The organism is Leptospira dzoumogneensis, from assembly GCF_004770895.1.
Classification (GTDB): Bacteria; Spirochaetota; Leptospiria; order Leptospirales; family Leptospiraceae; genus Leptospira_B; species Leptospira_B dzoumogneensis.
Genome location: NZ_RQHS01000021.1, coordinates 1 through 18,282, shown reverse-complemented (window position 1 = coordinate 18,282; position 18,282 = coordinate 1). Strand labels below are relative to the sequence as shown.

Genomic DNA, 18,282 nt, shown 5'->3' with positions numbered 1-18,282 from the left:
TCGAATCCATCTTCGTTAAGATGATGTTGAAAGAAATGAAATCCACAGTTCATAAATCCGGGCTTATAGACGGCGGATACGCAGAAGAAATTTTCGAAGATATGCTTTATGACGAATATTCTAAGAATTTATCCGCGAATTCTTCTTTGGGACTTGCGGAACAGATCTATCAATCCTTGTCTTCTAATCTTCCGCCGATCTCTAAGCTGGATTCTAAAATCTAATCGATCAGATCCCTGAAGCTGATCGCATCCAGATCTTTTTGAAGGGAAGTTTCCGCCTTATCCATTTTTTCCCGGACCTTATCGGGATACACATGGAAAGAAGGATCTTCCTTTAAAAGAGGTTCAGGGATCCTTCGGTAAAAATCTCCCAGAGTCAGATCTTCTCCTGAGACCACAGGCAGCCAGGCCCCACCTTCATTTGTTTCTACAAGTAGTCCCGCTTCGGATAAAGTTTTAGTAAGTCTTGGAATTTCTTCCGCGTGAAGCCCTGATTTGATCGCAAGGTCTCCGTTTCGAGGAGCGATCTTATTTTCTTTTTGGACTGAATAGACTGCTTTTAAAACTCCCATTAACTTTCTGAATTCATAACTAAAGGAGGTATGATGTTCTTCTATCAATTGGAAGGGCGCGTAGTATCTTTCCGGATATTGTACACAGGCAGTAACTTCTGCCCCGAATAGAACGATCAATGATAATGAATATACTCCTATCAAGAAGATAGGGATGGAGGCGAGCGCCTTATACACTATCATTGTGGTTTCGGAGAAGGATGTGATATATACCTGAAATCCATATAGGAAGACCAAGAAGATCACACTTGTAAATCCTGCTCCCCAAGCCGAAGCTCTGATAGGGACCTTCGTATTCGGGATCAATGTGAATAATGCCAAGAAAAAAAGCCAGATCCCGATTAAAGGAAAAAAGAATTTTAGAATATTGTAAGGAGAGAATACCGACTCTCCTCCTTGTAGGATGATCGTTTCGTATTTTACATCCTTGTATTCCGAAAGACTGATCTTTCTATATTCTCCTATATTCAATAATCTGAATCTTCCGTTCTCACTTCTGTCCAATAATCCGGAAGCGAATACTTTCCCTTTGGCGGGAATATAAAAAGTATTCCAATGTTCCCCTCCGTCTATGGAGACTAGAATGTTTCCGAGAGCATCCAAAAGAAAAATATCCGCGGATTCTTCATTTTCTATGGACCAAACTTTGGTGAACGTGTATCTTTTATGGCTTAGATTTTTCCAGGAATAACCGCCGTCTTCCGTTTTGAAAACGGAACCTCTTTCTCCTGTTACAAAAAGTTCTCCCGGTTTGATCCTATGGATGTCCTTTAAGCCGTGCCCAGTGATCTTAGTGGCGTTCCATGTATAACCGCCATCTTCACTTTTCCAAACATTTCCATCCTCATCTACGATATAGCCCAGATAAGGCTCGGGAAAATAAACCCGATTCGCTCGGATCTTCAGAACATTTGTGAATATGGGTTTGTAACTTCTACCTTGGGTGAAAAAATGCAGTACTTCTCCATTGGAGAAGATTAGATAAAAATTCCCTTCGTTAATATATTCAAAATCTTTAAAATGAGTATTATCGAAATAGATCGCATTCCATACGGAACCGTCTACAGGTTTAGAAAGGAATAATCCTTTTTCGGAAAGAGCGTATACTTTTCCGTCTTTGATGGAAACTCTAACGAAATTTTCCTTGGAAATATCGGGTTTTTCGCAGAAGTCTACACGGACCCCGAAAGAGTCCAGGCAGCGGATATTTTTGAGATCTATATCCTTCTCATCTAGATAATAATCCTGTTTGAGGCCTGAGTCCATTCTTAGGAGAGTTCCGTTCTCGCCTGCAATCCAGACATGATTTTCCGGATCTTTGTCCATGCTCAGATAATGAGGAGGACGGAACACATCTGTTACCTTCTTGGCAAGATTGTCGCCGATCACAAGAAGTAAGGGGCCGATAGAAAGGACAAAAAAGTAAAATACGAATTCCTGCAGAACGGATCTTTTTTCTTCTATCCTCCAAATGGAGTTAAAAGAGTTTTCTAAAGATCTTAATACTGTAGTTGCGGAGAACACTAAAAGAATAAAACCGATCGCGCCGATCTGTCTGGCGGCATCGATCAATTCTCCTAAGGTGTCCAAGTAAGGATTGATATCCAAATTAATATTGCTGATCAGAAAAAACGCATTAATTTTATCGAATATTTCTTCCTTACGATTGTCCAGTCCGGAAGTGATCGTCAAAAGTGAAAGCGCCACAACGAGCATCGGGATTAAGGACACGATCGTAGTATAAGAAATACCGGAAGCCTTGATCAGGCATTCGTCTTTGACAAAACGATAGGCGGATGCGGCTAAAACACGGACCGTAAAGTTCAGTTTTCTTCCTAAACCTGCGTCCGGAATATAATCGAAAAATCTACTATACTTTGTATTCGGATGAGAATTCATTTCTTAATCGCGTAATGCACCATAGAAGAAGTGAGTGGTATTCCTTTTTTGGAAAGTTTACTTTTGAAATGGTAGAAAGAGATCCGGAACCATTTAAAATAATCCTTCCAGCTTGAAAAACTTCCCCTTGATTTTAAAAGTTTAGCGGAAAGAGGGAAGTCCACTCCGAGGTAAGTAATCTGTCTTTCGAATCCTCTTATGGCAAGAATTTTCCGAAGGATCTTTGCAGAATAATAATACACATGACCGGGCAAATAATAATGATAATTTTTACCTGCTTCCATCGCCTGCCAGGCGTCAAAATTCGCGGTCTGTATGAGAAGTAATCCGCCCGGTTTTAGGATCCTTGCGAGTTTATTGAATACTTCTTTAGGGTTTTCTAAATGTTCTATCACTTCGATAAGTGTTATCACGTCGAAAAAGTTTTCAGGAAGATCCGCATCTAAAAATTGGCCTACCCATACTTTAAAACCTCTCGTTTCCGCTTGTTTGGCGGAGAAGGAAGAAATTTCCACACCATAAGGCACGAAACCTTTTTCTTTAGCGCATTCTAAAAAACCGCCGAAGGAGCAGCCAATGTCCAAGAAGTTTCCGGAAGATCTGAACTTGGAAATATTTTTAAGACGAGCGAACCAAACATAACGATCGAATTTTTCGGTCTGTCTTTCGTCTCTATACGTGAATCCCTTGTCACCTGTATAATATTCTTCTGTATATAATGACTCCGGTTCCGGTCTTGGAAATTGTGCTTGGAAGCCGCAGGTTTTGCAGGTTTGGATAGAAAGATCGAAGTTACCGAATTCGGATCTGTATAAAGGTTCCCAATCGCAGTCCCCGTTCAGAGGACATTCTTCTTGGATTATTTTTTGGCGAGAAAGATCCAATGACAAATCCTCTCATCCAATTTTCCTAATGGAGTTCTCTCCGTATAACCGATCTCGAAAGAAGAAAAATTTTGAAGAAGGCCTTGCACATCTTCTTTGGAATAAAACCAGGTGGCGCCGCCTGCAAGATCCGCGGTTCCAATTTTACCCTTTTCCGCTTTCAAGTGAGTGTCACCTTCCGCTCTTACGGAAGCTGCAAGATACCCGCCTTTTTTTAAAATACGGAATGTATCATCTAACATAAATTTTGCGAGATCGGGAGAATTATAATGTAGAACTCCCCAGCTTACAATGAGATCGAATTCTTCGTCTGCAAAAGGATAAGGAGGAGAATTCAGCAAAAAAGTTTTAACCCAAGGATAAGATTCCCGAACCGATTGGATGGAATTTTCACTATAGTCTGCAGCAGATACTTCATAACCGAAATCTTTTAAAAGAACACAATGTCTTCCGGAACCCGTCCCAAAATCTAAAGCTTTGGGAGAAGGGGAAGAAGACGGAAATTTAGAGATCATCCGAACTAAGTTCTCATCCGGATAAGAAAGTTTCGCTTTAGATCTGGTATAATGAGTTTCCCAAGCTTCTTTGGAAGGATGATCAGCGGGCTTCATATTCCGCCTTCAAACGATTTTTCACGGAACCATTCCATTCTTCTTCCGAAGAAGAAGCTTTAGATCTTACGCAAAGAACTCTGGTCCTTGTTTCGTTTCCTAAAGAAGTATCCAGTTTAGAACCGAGCTCTTTTAAGTTTTGGTCCAAAAGAATTGTCTCACCGAAAGCGGTGGGAAAATTTTCCCAGGATTTTAGAACGGAAACTCCTCTGGGAGGAATATCAAAACGAACTTGAGATTTTAGTTTTTTAGGAATTTCTAAACTAGAAGGGGGAGGGGTGATCGGTTCTCCCACCAAAAGTTTGACTAAATTAGTGAAATAATCGTAACCGGAATAACCCGGAACAAGAACATCCGCCAGATATTCACCGCCCACTTCCGGAGCCGCTTCGATCAAAACAAGATCCCCGTTCTCGTCCGATCTGAACTCGGCTACAAAAGGACAATTTTTCAGACCGGTGGCCTTAACGATTGCTCTGCACAACATCTTGATCTCTCCTTCCAATTCCGATTTTGGGAAGGGCAAACGATGAGCGGCTTCCAGAAAAGGAGGAAAAGAAGAAGTTTCCTTCAAGGAAATATTCACCAAATGAAATTCGGAACCTTCTACCAATCCCAAAACGGTATATTCAGGACCTGGAATATACTCTTCTAAAAGCCAGGTTTCAGGATGAGGGGAATTGGCAGTGGTTTTTGATTTAGGCTGTTTTTTAGGGGAAATTAAATTAGAAATCGATTTCAGATCTGAATCGGATTCTACGAGTTGGATCCCTGATTTGCCGCTGCCCTGGCTAGGTTTTAGGATCCAAGGATAAGGAAAAGATTTAGACTTTGCTTTGATCTCCGAAGCAGGGATCTCTCTTGGGACCCTTATCCCTTTTGGGGCCAAAGTCTCTTTCAGAATTTGTTTATCAGAAAATTTTAATACAGATTCGGTGCTTGCATATTTCAGTTTTAATTTTTCCGCAAGATATGCAGTGCTATAAGTTGCTTTACCGAAAGATCTTGTTCCTAACCCGATGATCGGAGTAGGCAATGGATTTTCTGCGACTGCTCTTAAGATCCTTCTGTATTCGAAGGTGGATTCTATGATCCTTAGGCTTGCCATCGCGAAGCCCGGCGCCTTATCGTTTTTGTCTACTGCGGCTACTTCCAAGCCCAGTGCTCTTGCCGCAGAAATCAAGGGTACCTGGTTTTTACCGGCTCCTAAGGAGAGAAAATACCCTTTTTTCTTCATCCCCTGGATAGATAGCCTTCAGAACAAGAGATGTCAAAGGTTTTTTAGGAATGAGACAAAATCCGGCCGGTTTGTAGGAAGAATGTAGGAACTCCAAGAAGGCGAAGATCGGGAAGATTTGGGGCGACTCCGAAACCTAAAGGTTTCGGATCCCGCTCTCCTCTTCGGTCAAAAAATCCCATGCAGGATTTTTTGACCACGAGTCGATCGGTGTCGCAATACAAGTTACGAATTCCGTACTTCTTTAACGGAGATCCCCAGCTTTTCCGCGATCTTAGTCCCGTATTCCACATCACATTTATAGAAATGTTTGATATTCTCGATCGCCAAACCATTCGGTATCGACTTCATAGTAGAAGCGATCGTGCTAGTCAAACGTTCCCTTTCTTCCGGGCTCATGAGACGATACAAGTCTCCTGCTTGGGAAAAATCATCGTTCCCTGCATGAGAATCATAACGGCTCGCATCACCTGAGATTTTTAACGGAGGTTCCGCATAAGATCCTTCTTGAGAAGGACCGCCAAAACCGTTCGGTTCGTAATTATCATATTGGCCGTCGTTTTGGAACTTCATGCTGCCGTCTCTATGATACACATTCACCTCGCTGCGGGGACGGTTGACCGGAAGTTGTTGGTATTGGATCCCCAAACGATATCTCTGAGCATCCGGATAAGCGAACAATCTGCCTTGCAACATTTTGTCCGGAGAAGCTCCGATCCCAGGAGGCATATTGGAAGGAGAGAAAGCAGCCTGTTCCACTTCTTCGAAATAGTTCTTAGGGTTTTGGTTCAATTCCATGATCCCGACTTCTATTAGAGGATAATCCTTATGGGACCAAACCTTGGTTAGATCGAAAGGGTTGAACTTAAAGTTTTCTGCATCTTTTTCCGGCATGATCTGCACGCAGAATCTCCATTTAGGGAATTCTTTTCTTTCAATCGCCTCGAAAAGATCTCTGGTTGCATAGTCAGGATCGGTTCCGGCTAACTCTGCCGCCTTTTGAGGACTCAAGTTTTTGATCCCTTGCAAAGATTTGAAGTGGAATTTGACCCAGAAACGTTCTCCTTTTTTATTCCAAAGACCGAAAGTATGGCTTCCATAACCGTTCATAAATCTAAAACCGTCAGGAATTCCTCTATCCCCGAAAAGTATCGTCATTTGATGAAGAGCTTCCGGAGCTTTGGCCCAATAATCCCACATACGGAAAGGATTTTTATAACCGGTGATCGGATCTCTTTTTTGGGAATGGATAAAATCGGGAAATTTTAATGGATCCCTTTCGAAGAACACAGGAGTATTATTCCCGACCAAATCCCAGATACCTTCTTCCGTATAAAACTTAACCGCAAATCCCCTTGGATCTCTTTCCGTATCCGCGGAACCTTTTTCTCCCGCAACAGTGGAAAATCTTAAGAATAGAGGAGTGGTTTTACCTACTTTAGAAAAAACGGATGCTCTAGAATATTCACTTAAATCTTTTGTAATGGTCAATACGCCGTAAGCTCCTGCACCTTTCGCATGAACGACTCTTTCCGGGATCCTTTCCCTGTTGAAATGGGCTAATTTTTCTATCAAGTGAGTGTCCTGTATTAGGATAGGACCTCTGGATCCTGCGGTCACTGAATGTTGGTTTTGAGGAACCGGATGTCCTCCCGAAGTGGTCAAAGTTTTTTTACTCATCGTCTGCCTCCTTTAAGCGCGTTTTGAGTGAAGAATCGAATCCAAGATCTCATAAAAGAAATTGTGGAAGAGGACTGTGAGGTATTTTGAGAAAGGATCCGGCAGATCTCTCTGCGGCCGAACATTTCAGCAAATTGAAGAGCGGTCTGTCCTTTAGGATTTTGATAGTCCGGATCGGCTCCCGCTTCCAAAAGGAGTTTTAGAATATTAGAATATCCTTTAAAAGAAACTCCCATCAATATGGAGTTTCCGGAAAGATCCGTTGAATTCGGATCAGCACCTTGGGACAATAAATAACGAACTGTTCCTTCTTGGCCATAATAAGCGGCCAACATGAGAAGGCTATGACCCTTCTCATTTTTCAGGTTGATATCTTTAAGAGAGTCTAACTTTCTCGAAAGATCCTCTAAGTTTCCACTTCTCGCTAGATCGAAAGAGTTCCGGTCTGAAGATGCGGACATCGTGGTTTTGTATTTCTCCCAGGCAGAAGTTCCGTTTTTATCTTCCATATCTATTTCCCCAAGAGGGGGGAGGGCCCCTCAGCTCATCTTCTGGATCTATTATTAATTTAGACTTAGTCTAAATTAGGAAGTTTTTAGTTCAAGTCTTTTTTTAGAATAAGTCTAAATTGTGGACAAAAAAGGACGGGGTGGTAATCTGAAGATATGAAGGACTCTTACGAGAGAACTAAGAAGATATTAGAAGAGGCTGGGATCAATGTGACCGTGCAACGGTTACAAATGGCGAATCTTCTATTGTCGGAGCCCCAACATTTGACAGCGGACCAGGTATTTCATCTGGTAAATGAGCATATGCCGAATGCGTCTCGGGCGACCGTTTTTAATAATCTGAAATTATTCTCTGAAAAGGGGATCGTACATCTTCTGGAATTGAAGTCCGGGATTACATTATACGATTCTAATTTGGGAAATCATCACCATGCGATCGACGAAGAGACTGGGGAAATTTTCGATATAGATTTGGATTCCAAACTCCAAGAAAAGATACTCTCTGAACTTAAAAAAGATTTCACCGCGAAAACGGGCAAAACCCTGGAAGATTGCAATTTATCTATCACCTTGAAAGGCAAGAAGAAGTAGGAACTCTTCGGCTGCTTCGGGTACCACACTGGGTTTTAATCGAACACATTTTTTCAAAGACGGCCCCCGCCCGAGTTTGGGTGGTGGAGGAGGGCCCCGTGGGAGGTTGCTTCCTGGCTCTATATCAGAAAATTTCCAAATTATCAAGCCAGGTTTGTGCGCTTTTGGGATGGAATGTAGATTCTGGATTCCGTGCCGACCTCGTTTGGAATGGGATTTTCTGAATCACTGTTCCGCGTTCCGCAAGGGATGCGAAGGGCTTGTCCCACCGAAGGTGGGATGAGGCGGACTCGCCGAACCCGTAGCAGCCCGGTCCCGCCATCGGGCGGGAGGCGGCCAAACCCCGAAATCGATTTCTGAAGTTGGTAGGAACTCCTTCTTATTTTTTCTTTTTATGTCTTCAAAAGCGTAATGGGATCTTTAAAAAATTCCGATCCTTAAAAGGAGCAGGAGAAAGAAGAATGTTAAGAGGAATGTACACAGGATCCAACGGGATGATCGTGCAGCAGACACGCATGGACGTGATCTCAAACAATCTTGCGAACGTGGACAAGACTGCATTCAAAAGGGACACAACGTTGTTCAAAACTTTTCCTGAACTTTTGATCCATAGATTCAGCGAAGACGGCGTGGGCAAAGTGCCTATGGGCTCGTTCGACACTGCTCCTGTGGTCGGCAAACTCGGGTTAGGCGCCGAGGTAAATGAAATTTATACAAGATTCGAACAAGGTGCTGTGAAGAAGACAGACAATCCTTTCGACATGATGCTACAAGATAGACCCGGCACTGAACATCCTGCATTTTTTAGCGTGTTAACTAATAGAGGGGAAAGACTTTCTCGCTCAGGTGCATTCGTTTTGGATACGAACGGTTACTTGGTGACTCCTCAAGGTTTTCCTTTGATGGGTGAGAATGGCCCGATCAAAGTTGCTCGTGGTAATTTTTTGATCAAAGAGAATGGAGAAGTTTGGATCAACGGCGAGATAGGTAATGATCCTCGTAATTCCGTTGGTGCGGACAAAAATAGATTTGAAACTCCTGTTCTTTTAGATCGTATCAAGATACGTACTGTAGAAAATCCTCGTCACTTGGATAAAGAAGGGGACTCCTTCTATAATGATACTCCTGAGTCAGGTGAACCAAGACCTTTTCTTTTGGAAGAAGAACCGAACCTTCTCCAAGGTTATTTAGAAGCTTCTAATGTTAGTGTCGTTACTGAAATGGTTGAGATGATTGAAGTAAACCGCTCTTATGAAGCGAATCAGAAGACTGTTCAAACCCAGGACCAAATGTTAGGGAAACTTCTGAATGATGTGTTGAGGTAAATATAACCTAGCTCCAATCCTCACAGAACCTTCCTCTTCCTTCTGAACTAAAGCGTCGAGTCCGATGACTTTCGCGTTCTTGAGGAAGGCAAATTCATTCAGATACAGAGTCGAGTATTCTGGTGTTGTATAACAATATGCACCGAAGGAAGTTTTGAGTAATCTCTGATTTCCTTCTGCTACTTGAGAATGAACTCCATGTTTGCTCCATCTATTCCTTGCCCAACGATATCTTCCTTCTTTTGATTTCGCATTGTGATTTACCGATCTATGATTTCTGTATATTCCCCAAAGCCAACGGTATCCTTGGTCCGTGAATAGCGGAGTTCTAATTGGCAAATGTTCTTTGATGATTGGTCCAAGTGTATTTGCTTTTTGATTTGGAACTGAATGAAAAAATACAGGCCCACCTTTGATTGCAATTGTATGAACTAAGGTTCCGATTTGTTTTCCACCAAGTTTATCCGAGAGATATATGGATGCAGTAGCTCCACTGTGACGGAAACGTTTTCTTCCTTTGTTTGCTCTTGCAGATGCAGAATACAAAACGGCAGTATCTGCACATATATACGAATGCTTTGCCATTTTCTTTGTAATATTCGTATTCTCGTTTGGAGGCAAATTGAAGTCTCTAAATTCATCCTCCAAGAGTTTGAATGTTATTTGTTTATATTTATCTAATTGTTCTGATGCAAATACTTGGAATCTTCTTTTGAGTAACAGAGCTGCTTTATATGAAATACCTAATCTCTTGGAGATCTCTATTGAGGTGAGAACTTTTGGATGTTGGATGAGAGATTCGTAAAATACATATCCGAACATCCAGAGCGGAAGTTTACATTGGTGGAGGGGAGTGTATGCCAGTCTTGAAGTTTGGTAATGGCAAACTCTACAACGAATTAGATCCGGTCGAGTTGAGATTTCTTTGTCCAGTATTTGATTCTCGCAGTGAGGACATTTCTTTTTGTAAAAGTCATGCAAGATCTTCTTTGTGATCTGCTCGAAGAACTCTATTCTGATTCCTGCATGTTTGAATTTGCTAGAGGTATTTGTTGCTGACTTATTTTTCTTACCGTCTTCCGACTTTTCCTTCTGCGCGCGCGATTTGTGAGCAATGGTTACAGGGGATATAACAAATTTTGACCATTGTTGTGCTTCCTCAATGGTTTGTATTTGAAGACCTTTTTTTGAGGATTTTTCTCGGTTGAAATTCTGCATGGAAAGCGGTCGATTTTCTGGTTAATAAATCGAATTTACAGAATTTTTAATAGGACCGAATGTAAATGGAAAAATGAGAAATTCGGTTATTTAGCCTTTTTCGATCTTTCTTCCGGCATCGGAATGTTCAATAATTCCTTTGGATGCACTCCGAGGGCTTTTGCAATTTTGTACAAACTGTGCAGACTTGGGGACCCATCGCCGGATTCTATCCTTTGGTAAACCCTAACTCCCATATCCAGTCCGGTTAATTCCTCCTGGGAAAGTTTCTTATCCAACCTTAGTTGTTTGATTCGCTTGCTGACATTCTTTTGAAAGGATTCGTAATCCATTCGTGGATTTTAAGGTTGTTCTGCTATTTATACCATGCTACATATAGCACGCTAAAAATAGCGTTGACTAAAATGACGCGACAAATAGTTTCGATAAATTTCCATCGTTCTGCGCGGTTTTTGGCACATTTCCGGTTTCTTGAAAATAGGAAGTCCTTATCGAACAAACCATCGGAGATTTACCTGTTAAGGAGAATCAAAGTATGAGAAAGAATGTATATTCGGTGGGCAAATTATTTGCTTTGGCATCGATCCTAATTGTTAGTCCTTTATTTGCGTTTCCAAAAGTGGGAAACATGTCCGGAAGGATTCTTTATATTTCAGTTTATAACGGAAGTGATCGGCTGGTTCAAAGAGTTAAATTAAATCCGGGTGAAAGAGTAACCTTGTCCGCTTGCGATCAGTTTCAGTTTGATCCATTTATTTAGGATGTGGTTTGCTGTTACCTTTCGTATACGTAATGAAGAACATATTTCGGAAACAGAGATTCGAGAGCCTTTATCGCTCCTTTCGGTCGCTAAGATCCAGATTTTACTGGCGAGCATCTGATGTTTTAATTCTCGTTTTCTTTGAGGATAGTTTCCTCTTTTCTCATTCCAGAATTTGTTATGAGCAACCATTTCCTTAGACAATTTTACTTTTGCCTTTTCGATTTCTGATAGTGGATTTAATAAAGCATGACCGGATTCTAAGATCGTTTCTTCATGGAATGATTCGTTTGATTCCGAATAGCGTAACTTATCGATCGAAGGTTGTAGGGATTTGTTACGCGCGCGCGAGGTTTTAGGAAGTCCATATAACCTAGCTCCAATCCTCACAGAACCTTCCTCTTCCTTCTGAACTAAAGCGTCGAGTCCGATGACTTTCGCGTTCTTGAGGAAGGCAAATTCATTCAGATACAGAGTCGAGTATTCTGGTGTTGTATAACAATATGCACCGAAGGAAGTTTTGAGTAATCTCTGATTTCCTTCTGCTACTTGAGAATGAACTCCATGTTTGCTCCATCTATTCCTTGCCCAACGATATCTTCCTTCTTTTGATTTCGCATTGTGATTTACCGATCTATGATTTCTGTATATTCCCCAAAGCCAACGGTATCCTTGGTCCGTGAATAGCGGAGTTCTAATTGGCAAATGTTCTTTGATGATTGGTCCAAGTGTATTTGCTTTTTGATTTGGAACTGAATGAAAAAATACAGGCCCACCTTTGATTGCAATTGTATGAACTAAGGTTCCGATTTGTTTTCCACCAAGTTTATCCGAGAGATATATGGATGCAGTAGCTCCACTGTGACGGAAACGTTTTCTTCCTTTGTTTGCTCTTGCAGATGCAGAATACAAAACGGCAGTATCTGCACATATATACGAATGCTTTGCCATTTTCTTTGTAATATTCGTATTCTCGTTTGGAGGCAAATTGAAGTCTCTAAATTCATCCTCCAAGAGTTTGAATGTTATTTGTTTATATTTATCTAATTGTTCTGATGCAAATACTTGGAATCTTCTTTTGAGTAACAGAGCTGCTTTATATGAAATACCTAATCTCTTGGAGATCTCTATTGAGGTGAGAACTTTTGGATGTTGGATGAGAGATTCGTAAAATACATATCCGAACATCCAGAGCGGAAGTTTACATTGGTGGAGGGGAGTGTATGCCAGTCTTGAAGTTTGGTAATGGCAAACTCTACAACGAATTAGATCCGGTCGAGTTGAGATTTCTTTGTCCAGTATTTGATTCTCGCAGTGAGGACATTTCTTTTTGTAAAAGTCATGCAAGATCTTCTTTGTGATCTGCTCGAAGAACTCTATTCTGATTCCTGCATGTTTGAATTTGCTAGAGGTATTTGTTGCTGACTTATTTTTCTTACCGTCTTCCGACTTTTCCTTCTGCGCGCGCGATTTGTGAGCAATGGTTACAGGGGATAGGTAAATATCCTTTCCTTTCAATCCGAACCGCTCCCTTCTTCCGCGCTCTCGGATTGACACGAAAAGCATCCCTACCTCCACACATCGACGCATCATTAATGAGCACATCCAACCCAAATACATTCGCATTCTTAATGAAGCTAAACTCATTCAGATACAACTGAGAGTATTCTGGCTTTATGTATCCGTAAGAAGCAAAGGCTGTTTTCAGGACTCTTTGATTTCCTTCTGCTACTTGGTTGTGAACTCCATTCTTACTCCAGCGATTACGAGCGAATCTATATCTATTATCTTTTGAACGAGCAGAGTGATTCACTGATCTGTGCTTCTTGTATATTCCCCAAAGCCAGGATATCCTTGATCAGTGAAAAGTGGAGTGCATGTTGGCAAGTGGTCCTTGATGATTGGTCCTAAAGTATCTGCCTTCTGATTAGATACTGAAGTGAAGAATACTAGTCCTTGCTTTATTGCTATAGTCTGGACTAAGGTTCCAACTTGTCTTCCTCCCAATTTCTCTGAAAGGTATATAGAAGATGTAGCACCACTATGTCTGTATCGTTTCCTACCTTGGCTTGCTCTTTCACCTGCAGAATACAATACAGCAGTGTCTACGCATACGTAGGGCTTGTTTCTCATCTTAGAGGATCATACGGTTACGAAGCCCGGGCTTGGGTGATTCTTTTTAGCTTTAATAGTGAGCCTGCAGTTTTGCTACGGAAATTCTTTTGAATATCTATCCTTGCAACCGGATATCAATTCATTGATATAGTATGCATTGGAAATCTCTAATGCCTGAGCTTCTTCACTCGTTTGAGCAGTTGAATTAGTTAAATTAAATAGGAGATTCAATTTAGCTAAACGTTCACAACTTTCGGTTTTTACGGATGAATTATTTGCTGGACAATTTAGAAAAAGGACTGCAACAAATAACAAATTTAAACTTCTAATTGTTTTCTTCATAAAACTGGTACTAATCTAATGTGAATGATAAAATATTTGTATATTTCCGTCAAAATTGTTCTATTAATAGGATTTCCTAAATCATTTAGGAGTCCTAATGAATTTGCTATCTGAAGAAATTGTATAGCATAGTAAGTATTTCCGCCGTATCCACCATGTCTATTTTCATTCCGAGGTTGCTTAATTTGAATACCAATTAATGTTTATTAGTTTTTGGGCTAAGACATAGGGCAAAACTTAGTCTCCACAATTTAGCGAAGCAATAAGTATTAAATTAACCACTTCTAATTCTCCCTGCGTCTGAGGAGGATCTAATGCAAAAAGAGCCATTAATTCTTTGGCCGTTTTCTGACAACGTGCTTGCGCCTGTTCTTTTGCCGGCGGTCCTGGACAAGCAAGTAGAAAAAGAAACAATGATATTAAAAAATATTTTTTCATAGCGGAATTAGCCTCGCTCTATATTGTAATAGTGTATATATTTCTATTAAAATTTCTAAGTTAATATAGCCATTGGAATATAAATTATCCCAACCCAGCTGATGAGCCAGATACAAAAATTGCAAATCAAAGAATGTATTTCCTCCATATGCATTCGTTCCGGAGGATGAATCGGCGTTCCTTTCCGCATATGATGGGCCCTTTCCGGAAATGTTATTAAACGGACTTTGCCAAGTAGCGCCTATATAATTCCATCCTCCCCAGTTATTATACTGCCTAACGTGTGCAAGCTCATGCTGAATTGTAGCTTCGTCCGCTCCGGTCGGAACGGATGCCACTGGTCCCATGGTTACTCCTGCTCCAGCTAGAGGAGAGTTGTGCATTAAATATCCTCCTGCCCGATATTCTATCCAAGGCATTTTACCTCCTCCCATCCACTGAAATATTCCCGCTACATAATTTAACCCTGTCCAATATAGCCCTAGTGTAAATGCAGGATCCCAAAGAGGCATCATTACTTTACCCGCAAACGTCAGTCCCTTATTAATTTTATTCCAACTTAAAGAACTTCGTTCGTGTCTCCTGCCTTTTCCTTGCAATACGTGCATAAATTCATTTGCTGAGCTGACCGGATGTTTAAAGAAATAATTATAAGAATGAATGGTATTTTTAACTATTCGATTAAACATATGAACATACTTATTGTGTCCGCTCGGGTCACTGAATTTTATAGGATTCCCTCCGACATACATATATCTATATATTCCCCAGATACCCCAATATGGATACTTAACTTAGGAAAAAACCATGTAATCGATCCTGGATTTGCAGAACGTGGAAACGGCGATTACGCATATCGTGACGGCAATCACCGCTGGTGAAGTTTCGCTTGTAGGAATGGTAGTATGGTTTCAAATACTCTAAAAAAAATATTTGTATTGTCCGACTTGGGATCTACATGTGTATAGAAAGAAAGAGCCTAATAACGTTGTTTTGAGGTTCTTTTAGTAAAAAGCAGAAGGCCTATATTCATTTTATGATACGTGTATTTTCATCGTTCTGTGTGATTCTTCTATTTTTTGCCTTGGTTGACTGCGATCAGGGTTCACCGGACGGGTCCCAAGGTCTTTTGGCATTAGCCTTGTCGAGTTCCGGAGGTGATGGAACTGAGACTGATCCGGGAGAAGTTCCTCCACCAGAGGATCCTTCCAGAATTCTTTTTATTACGAGCAGCATCTATAATGGAAATCTAGGCGGAGTGAGCGGGGCCGATTTTCGTTGTGCTTCCACTGCAGGAGCAGGCGGTTTGTCAGGAACTTTTCAAGCGGTTATTTCTACTTCTGCAATGCATGCCAGAGGTAGGATGCCGAATGCAAAATATGTAACTACCACAGGTGAAACGATCGCTCTTTCTGTCTCGGACCTTTTCGACGGGACGATCGCTACACAGATTCGTAATGAGCAAGGGAACTATGCTCCTTCTTCCGGAACTTATCGTTCGGTTTGGACCGGAACCAGATGGGACGGATATTATGTTAACGGAACCAATACTTCCTGCAAAGATTGGACGTCTAGTTCCAATCCGGATTGGGGAGAGACTGGTTTTGTTCCGAGACTGGACTCTTTTTGGGTTTGGGTAAACGATTCAGGTTGGGCCCCTTGCGATTTCCAGAGAGCCTTGTATTGTTTCCAGGCTTCTCTCTAAAGAAAATTCGTTTTAGAGATTCGGCAGCGGTTAGGAGTAAGCTTCCTAATTAGATAGCAGTATCCATTGTTCGGTTGGGAATTAAAAACTGAAAAATATCGGCGGAACGACTCTATTATAAATTCGAACTTCGTCGATACTGACCGGCTGGGCACCGCCGCCAATTGTGCCGTATCCTAAGGTAAAGGGAGCACTGGAGGTCCAAGGGGTTAAGTTTGGATTGTATACTGTCGAGTTGACTATATCATTTCCAACATATAAGTTGGCGGTATTATTTGGAAGATCCCATGTGAAAGTCAAATGATACCAAACGTCGTCTTGATAGATTCCGCAAGGGCTGACGTTACTAATAGCGCCCATGCCTCCGTTTGCAGTGTAAACTCGGATTCCATGAAAACAATTGGTGGTGCCGTCTAAAAACTGAAATCCTAGACCATCTCCTTGGCCCATGATTATCCCTCCTCCAGATGGTTTAAATTTTCCTTTTACCCAAGCGCTTAGGGTAAAAGATGCAGTTCCCATTAAGATAGTTTCTCCAACAATCGGATCTGAGCTATGCCATGAGTCTATACCATCGTACTGGAAGGCTCCACCAGGTAGGTTATTGCGATCGGAAGTTAACGTAGGTCCGACGGTTCCAAATGCAGTTAAGTGCATAGATCCGACTTTATCATTTGCATCCCCATCTAATGGCCAATAATGGATCAAGCCGACATTCATGGTCCCAAGGAAGAGTTCTCCGATATTCCCAATACGATCATCCTCTTTTGAAGGCCATAGGGCATTCAGGAGTAGAACCGTTCCGCAATTTTGAATACCGAAAATTACGAAAAGAAAGAAGATCGGAAGAGAACGGAAGTTAGACATACTTGTATTCTTGGGTTTGACCAATAGTGGAGAAAATGAAGATGAAACGCAATCAATATCGAGCCCTGATGTGATCCGGATATAAGAGTCGAATATTCTCCTTTCTATAGAAAAGTTGACTCAATTTTAAAATTTCAAGATATATCAATAATTGACGATCGATCCGGGGTATATTTTGAAAAATCTGAAATTTGGTATTCTGTTCTCTACGTTAGCTATTATGCCTTTATTTCCGGTGCAATCTGCCTGGTGGGAGGTATCAGGAAGAATCGGCTATAGTTTTTGGAGTCCAATAGAAGAATCGAGATCGGAAGCTATTCAGAAATCTCCCGCATCTGGAGGATTGCGTTATGGATTTTCCGGAAGCGCAGCAGTAAATACCGGATATTCAATTCGAACATTTTCCAACTCAGGGAAGTATTCTTTCTGGGTTGACTATTACTCGATTAAAGAAACTGCAAGTGATAGGTCCGCTTTTTTATACCCGGATTCCGCTTCGATTCGACCTGTGAATGCTTCTACGATGATGAATTTGGATCGGAATGAATTCATTTTTGAATATTCATACTTTTGGATCCCGGCTAGGTTCGGGACGGGTATTGGTTTAAGAACAATCGCCGAATCGACAAGTAGTGATCCTTCTTTTTTCGCAACCCTTCCTGGAGCAGCTATTACCTTGTATAAAACGAGCCAGAGTAATTTTGGGCCGCAACTATCGGTATATTATCTTCAGCCTCTTGCAGATTGGGTTCAGTTTAGATCCCGCGTAACGTTATTTTATTTGAATCACGGAACTTATAATGAAAATTCCAGTTCAATTACGAATTTACCGGGGAACCCGTTGCCTCCAGACCCTATTACAATAGCGAATGATCGAACAGCTATAGGTTCTAAACGTAGAGGTTTCGATTTGGATTTGAGTTTCATTTTTCCGATCGAGTATAATATAAATCTATTTACCGGATACAAGCTTACAATTTCTGAAGTAGCTACTAATCGCCTTACATCTACCGGCCAAAGTTTGGTGGCTGGCGGTAGTTTTACAAGTTTCTCCCCCGCAAATGCAATATCTGATATGGCTTTTTCTCCTTATTATTCTCGTTTCGTAAGAGATACAATCCATACGATTTATTTTGGAGTGACTCTTGCTGTAGGGGGAGAGGAAGGAAGAAATATTTGGTATAAGTGATTCTTTAATTCTGAAGAATAAAGGGCAATCCGTATTCAATGAAGTTATTGAAGCTCAGGGAATAGGAAAATTTTCAGATCAAAGAGTTGCATTATATAGAGCACAAATTGCAACGGAGGCGGCCGCCCAAGAGAACATTCGAAAGTTTTTGGCAGAATTGGAGAAGAGGTTAAGTTTTAAATCCGGAAAGTCTAAGTAAGGTTATTTGATTACTTTATCCTTTGCTGCTTCTTTAAGAATAGATCCAACTAAAGAGCAATATTCGTATTCCAAATATCGTTAGCTGCCATATCCCATTGGGGGTAAGAGAAGAACTCCTTAGACCTCTTAACGTTCCC

At 41.2% G+C, this 18,282-nt stretch carries 17 protein-coding genes and 1 pseudogene; 5 read left to right on the top strand and 13 right to left on the bottom strand.

Annotation, left to right across the window (positions count from 1 at the left end; genetic code table 11):
* Window positions 1-224, top strand: a 224-nt coding sequence (locus EHR06_RS17005) for a rod-binding protein (RefSeq protein ID WP_208757821.1), incomplete at its 5' end; no start/stop codon positions are given.
* Here the strand turns inward: EHR06_RS17005 and EHR06_RS17000 are convergent.
* The 6 genes from EHR06_RS17000 to EHR06_RS16975 all read right to left on the bottom strand — a co-directional run bounded on the left by EHR06_RS17000 (window position 221) and on the right by EHR06_RS16975 (window position 7,394).
* Entirely contained in the window at window positions 221-2,473 is a 2,253-nt protein-coding gene (locus EHR06_RS17000) for a YhjD/YihY/BrkB family envelope integrity protein (protein WP_135758103.1), read from the bottom strand. The genes EHR06_RS17005 and EHR06_RS17000 overlap by 4 nt on opposite strands.
* Window positions 2,470-3,357, bottom strand: a complete 888-nt coding sequence (locus EHR06_RS16995; protein ID WP_167492313.1) for a class I SAM-dependent methyltransferase — start codon at window positions 3,355-3,357, stop codon at window positions 2,470-2,472. The genes EHR06_RS17000 and EHR06_RS16995 overlap by 4 nt, the downstream gene beginning before the upstream one ends.
* Window positions 3,333-3,968 (bottom strand): class I SAM-dependent methyltransferase, encoded by a 636-nt coding sequence (locus tag EHR06_RS16990; protein ID WP_135758101.1) that lies wholly within the window; start codon window positions 3,966-3,968, stop codon window positions 3,333-3,335. Before EHR06_RS16990 ends, EHR06_RS16995 begins: the two co-directional genes overlap by 25 nt.
* The gene (locus EHR06_RS16985) at window positions 3,955-5,205 is read right to left on the bottom strand and encodes an ATP-grasp domain-containing protein (RefSeq protein ID WP_135758100.1); all 1,251 of its coding nucleotides are present in this window, start codon (window positions 5,203-5,205) and stop codon (window positions 3,955-3,957) included. Before EHR06_RS16985 ends, EHR06_RS16990 begins: the two co-directional genes overlap by 14 nt.
* Before the next feature lie 225 nt (window positions 5,206-5,430).
* Entirely contained in the window at window positions 5,431-6,885 is a 1,455-nt protein-coding gene (locus tag EHR06_RS16980) for a catalase (protein ID WP_135758099.1), read from the bottom strand.
* Window positions 6,882-7,394: an ankyrin repeat domain-containing protein gene (locus EHR06_RS16975; RefSeq protein WP_135758098.1), complete on the bottom strand. Its 513-nt coding sequence runs from the start codon at window positions 7,392-7,394 to the stop codon at window positions 6,882-6,884. The genes EHR06_RS16980 and EHR06_RS16975 overlap by 4 nt, the downstream gene beginning before the upstream one ends.
* A 156-nt stretch (window positions 7,395-7,550) precedes the next feature.
* Here EHR06_RS16975 and perRA point away from each other — a divergent pair, with 156 nt between their 5' ends.
* Entirely contained in the window at window positions 7,551-7,985 is a 435-nt protein-coding gene (perRA, locus tag EHR06_RS16970) for a peroxide-responsive transcriptional repressor PerRA (RefSeq protein ID WP_135758097.1), read from the top strand.
* Window positions 7,986-8,446: 461 nt separating this feature from the next.
* Window positions 8,447-9,310, top strand: coding sequence for a flagellar hook-basal body protein (locus EHR06_RS16965; RefSeq protein ID WP_010515158.1), 864 nt, complete (start codon window positions 8,447-8,449; stop codon window positions 9,308-9,310).
* Here the strand turns inward: EHR06_RS16965 and EHR06_RS16960 are convergent.
* The 6 genes and pseudogenes from EHR06_RS16960 to EHR06_RS16935 all read right to left on the bottom strand — a co-directional run bounded on the left by EHR06_RS16960 (window position 9,278) and on the right by EHR06_RS16935 (window position 14,872).
* Window positions 9,278-10,528, bottom strand: a complete 1,251-nt coding sequence (locus EHR06_RS16960; protein ID WP_135758096.1) for a transposase — start codon at window positions 10,526-10,528, stop codon at window positions 9,278-9,280. The two genes, EHR06_RS16965 and EHR06_RS16960, sit on opposite strands and share 33 nt — an antisense overlap.
* Window positions 10,529-10,614: 86 nt before the next feature.
* Window positions 10,615-10,860, bottom strand: coding sequence for a helix-turn-helix domain-containing protein (locus EHR06_RS19365; RefSeq protein WP_135758095.1), 246 nt, complete (start codon window positions 10,858-10,860; stop codon window positions 10,615-10,617).
* Between the two features lie 362 nt (window positions 10,861-11,222).
* On the bottom strand, window positions 11,223-12,806 hold the full coding sequence (locus tag EHR06_RS16950) for a transposase (RefSeq protein ID WP_244288642.1): 1,584 nt from the start codon (window positions 12,804-12,806) through the stop codon (window positions 11,223-11,225).
* Window positions 12,724-13,430: pseudogene (locus EHR06_RS19300) on the bottom strand (transposase); the annotation flags it as partial. The gene EHR06_RS16950 and the pseudogene EHR06_RS19300, both read right to left, overlap by 83 nt.
* Window positions 13,431-13,982: 552 nt before the next feature.
* Window positions 13,983-14,183 (bottom strand): hypothetical protein, encoded by a 201-nt coding sequence (locus tag EHR06_RS16940; RefSeq protein ID WP_135758094.1) that lies wholly within the window; start codon window positions 14,181-14,183, stop codon window positions 13,983-13,985.
* Window positions 14,180-14,872, bottom strand: coding sequence for a hypothetical protein (locus tag EHR06_RS16935; protein ID WP_135758093.1), 693 nt, complete (start codon window positions 14,870-14,872; stop codon window positions 14,180-14,182). The genes EHR06_RS16940 and EHR06_RS16935 overlap by 4 nt, the downstream gene beginning before the upstream one ends.
* A gap of 347 nt (window positions 14,873-15,219) precedes the next feature.
* Here EHR06_RS16935 and EHR06_RS16930 point away from each other — a divergent pair, with 347 nt between their 5' ends.
* Window positions 15,220-15,888: a hypothetical protein gene (locus tag EHR06_RS16930; RefSeq protein WP_135758092.1), complete on the top strand. Its 669-nt coding sequence runs from the start codon at window positions 15,220-15,222 to the stop codon at window positions 15,886-15,888.
* A gap of 81 nt (window positions 15,889-15,969) precedes the next feature.
* On the opposite strand, the gene EHR06_RS16925 is transcribed toward EHR06_RS16930, so the two are convergent.
* Window positions 15,970-16,755 (bottom strand): LamG domain-containing protein, encoded by a 786-nt coding sequence (locus EHR06_RS16925; RefSeq protein ID WP_135758091.1) that lies wholly within the window; start codon window positions 16,753-16,755, stop codon window positions 15,970-15,972.
* A 175-nt stretch (window positions 16,756-16,930) separates the two neighbouring features.
* Here EHR06_RS16925 and EHR06_RS16920 point away from each other — a divergent pair, with 175 nt between their 5' ends.
* Window positions 16,931-17,944, top strand: coding sequence for a hypothetical protein (locus tag EHR06_RS16920; RefSeq protein ID WP_135758090.1), 1,014 nt, complete (start codon window positions 16,931-16,933; stop codon window positions 17,942-17,944).
* Window positions 17,945-18,282: the final 338 nt, after the last annotated feature.

Coding starts and splice junctions, on each gene's coding strand:
- EHR06_RS16940 (WP_135758094.1), bottom strand. CDS start 14,183: ATGAAAAAATATTTTTTAATATCATTGTTTCTTTTTCTACTTGCTTGT.
- EHR06_RS16965 (WP_010515158.1), top strand. CDS start 8,447: ATGTTAAGAGGAATGTACACAGGATCCAACGGGATGATCGTGCAGCAG.
- EHR06_RS16990 (WP_135758101.1), bottom strand. CDS start 3,968: ATGAAGCCCGCTGATCATCCTTCCAAAGAAGCTTGGGAAACTCATTAT.
- EHR06_RS16935 (WP_135758093.1), bottom strand. CDS start 14,872: ATGTTTAATCGAATAGTTAAAAATACCATTCATTCTTATAATTATTTC.
- EHR06_RS16975 (WP_135758098.1), bottom strand. CDS start 7,394: ATGGAAGATAAAAACGGAACTTCTGCCTGGGAGAAATACAAAACCACG.
- EHR06_RS16925 (WP_135758091.1), bottom strand. CDS start 16,755: ATGTCTAACTTCCGTTCTCTTCCGATCTTCTTTCTTTTCGTAATTTTC.
- EHR06_RS16980 (WP_135758099.1), bottom strand. CDS start 6,885: ATGAGTAAAAAAACTTTGACCACTTCGGGAGGACATCCGGTTCCTCAA.
- perRA (WP_135758097.1), top strand. CDS start 7,551: ATGAAGGACTCTTACGAGAGAACTAAGAAGATATTAGAAGAGGCTGGG.
- EHR06_RS16960 (WP_135758096.1), bottom strand. CDS start 10,528: ATGCAGAATTTCAACCGAGAAAAATCCTCAAAAAAAGGTCTTCAAATA.
- EHR06_RS17000 (WP_135758103.1), bottom strand. CDS start 2,473: ATGAATTCTCATCCGAATACAAAGTATAGTAGATTTTTCGATTATATT.
- EHR06_RS16985 (WP_135758100.1), bottom strand. CDS start 5,205: ATGAAGAAAAAAGGGTATTTTCTCTCCTTAGGAGCCGGTAAAAACCAG.
- EHR06_RS19365 (WP_135758095.1), bottom strand. CDS start 10,860: ATGGATTACGAATCCTTTCAAAAGAATGTCAGCAAGCGAATCAAACAA.
- EHR06_RS16930 (WP_135758092.1), top strand. CDS start 15,220: ATGATACGTGTATTTTCATCGTTCTGTGTGATTCTTCTATTTTTTGCC.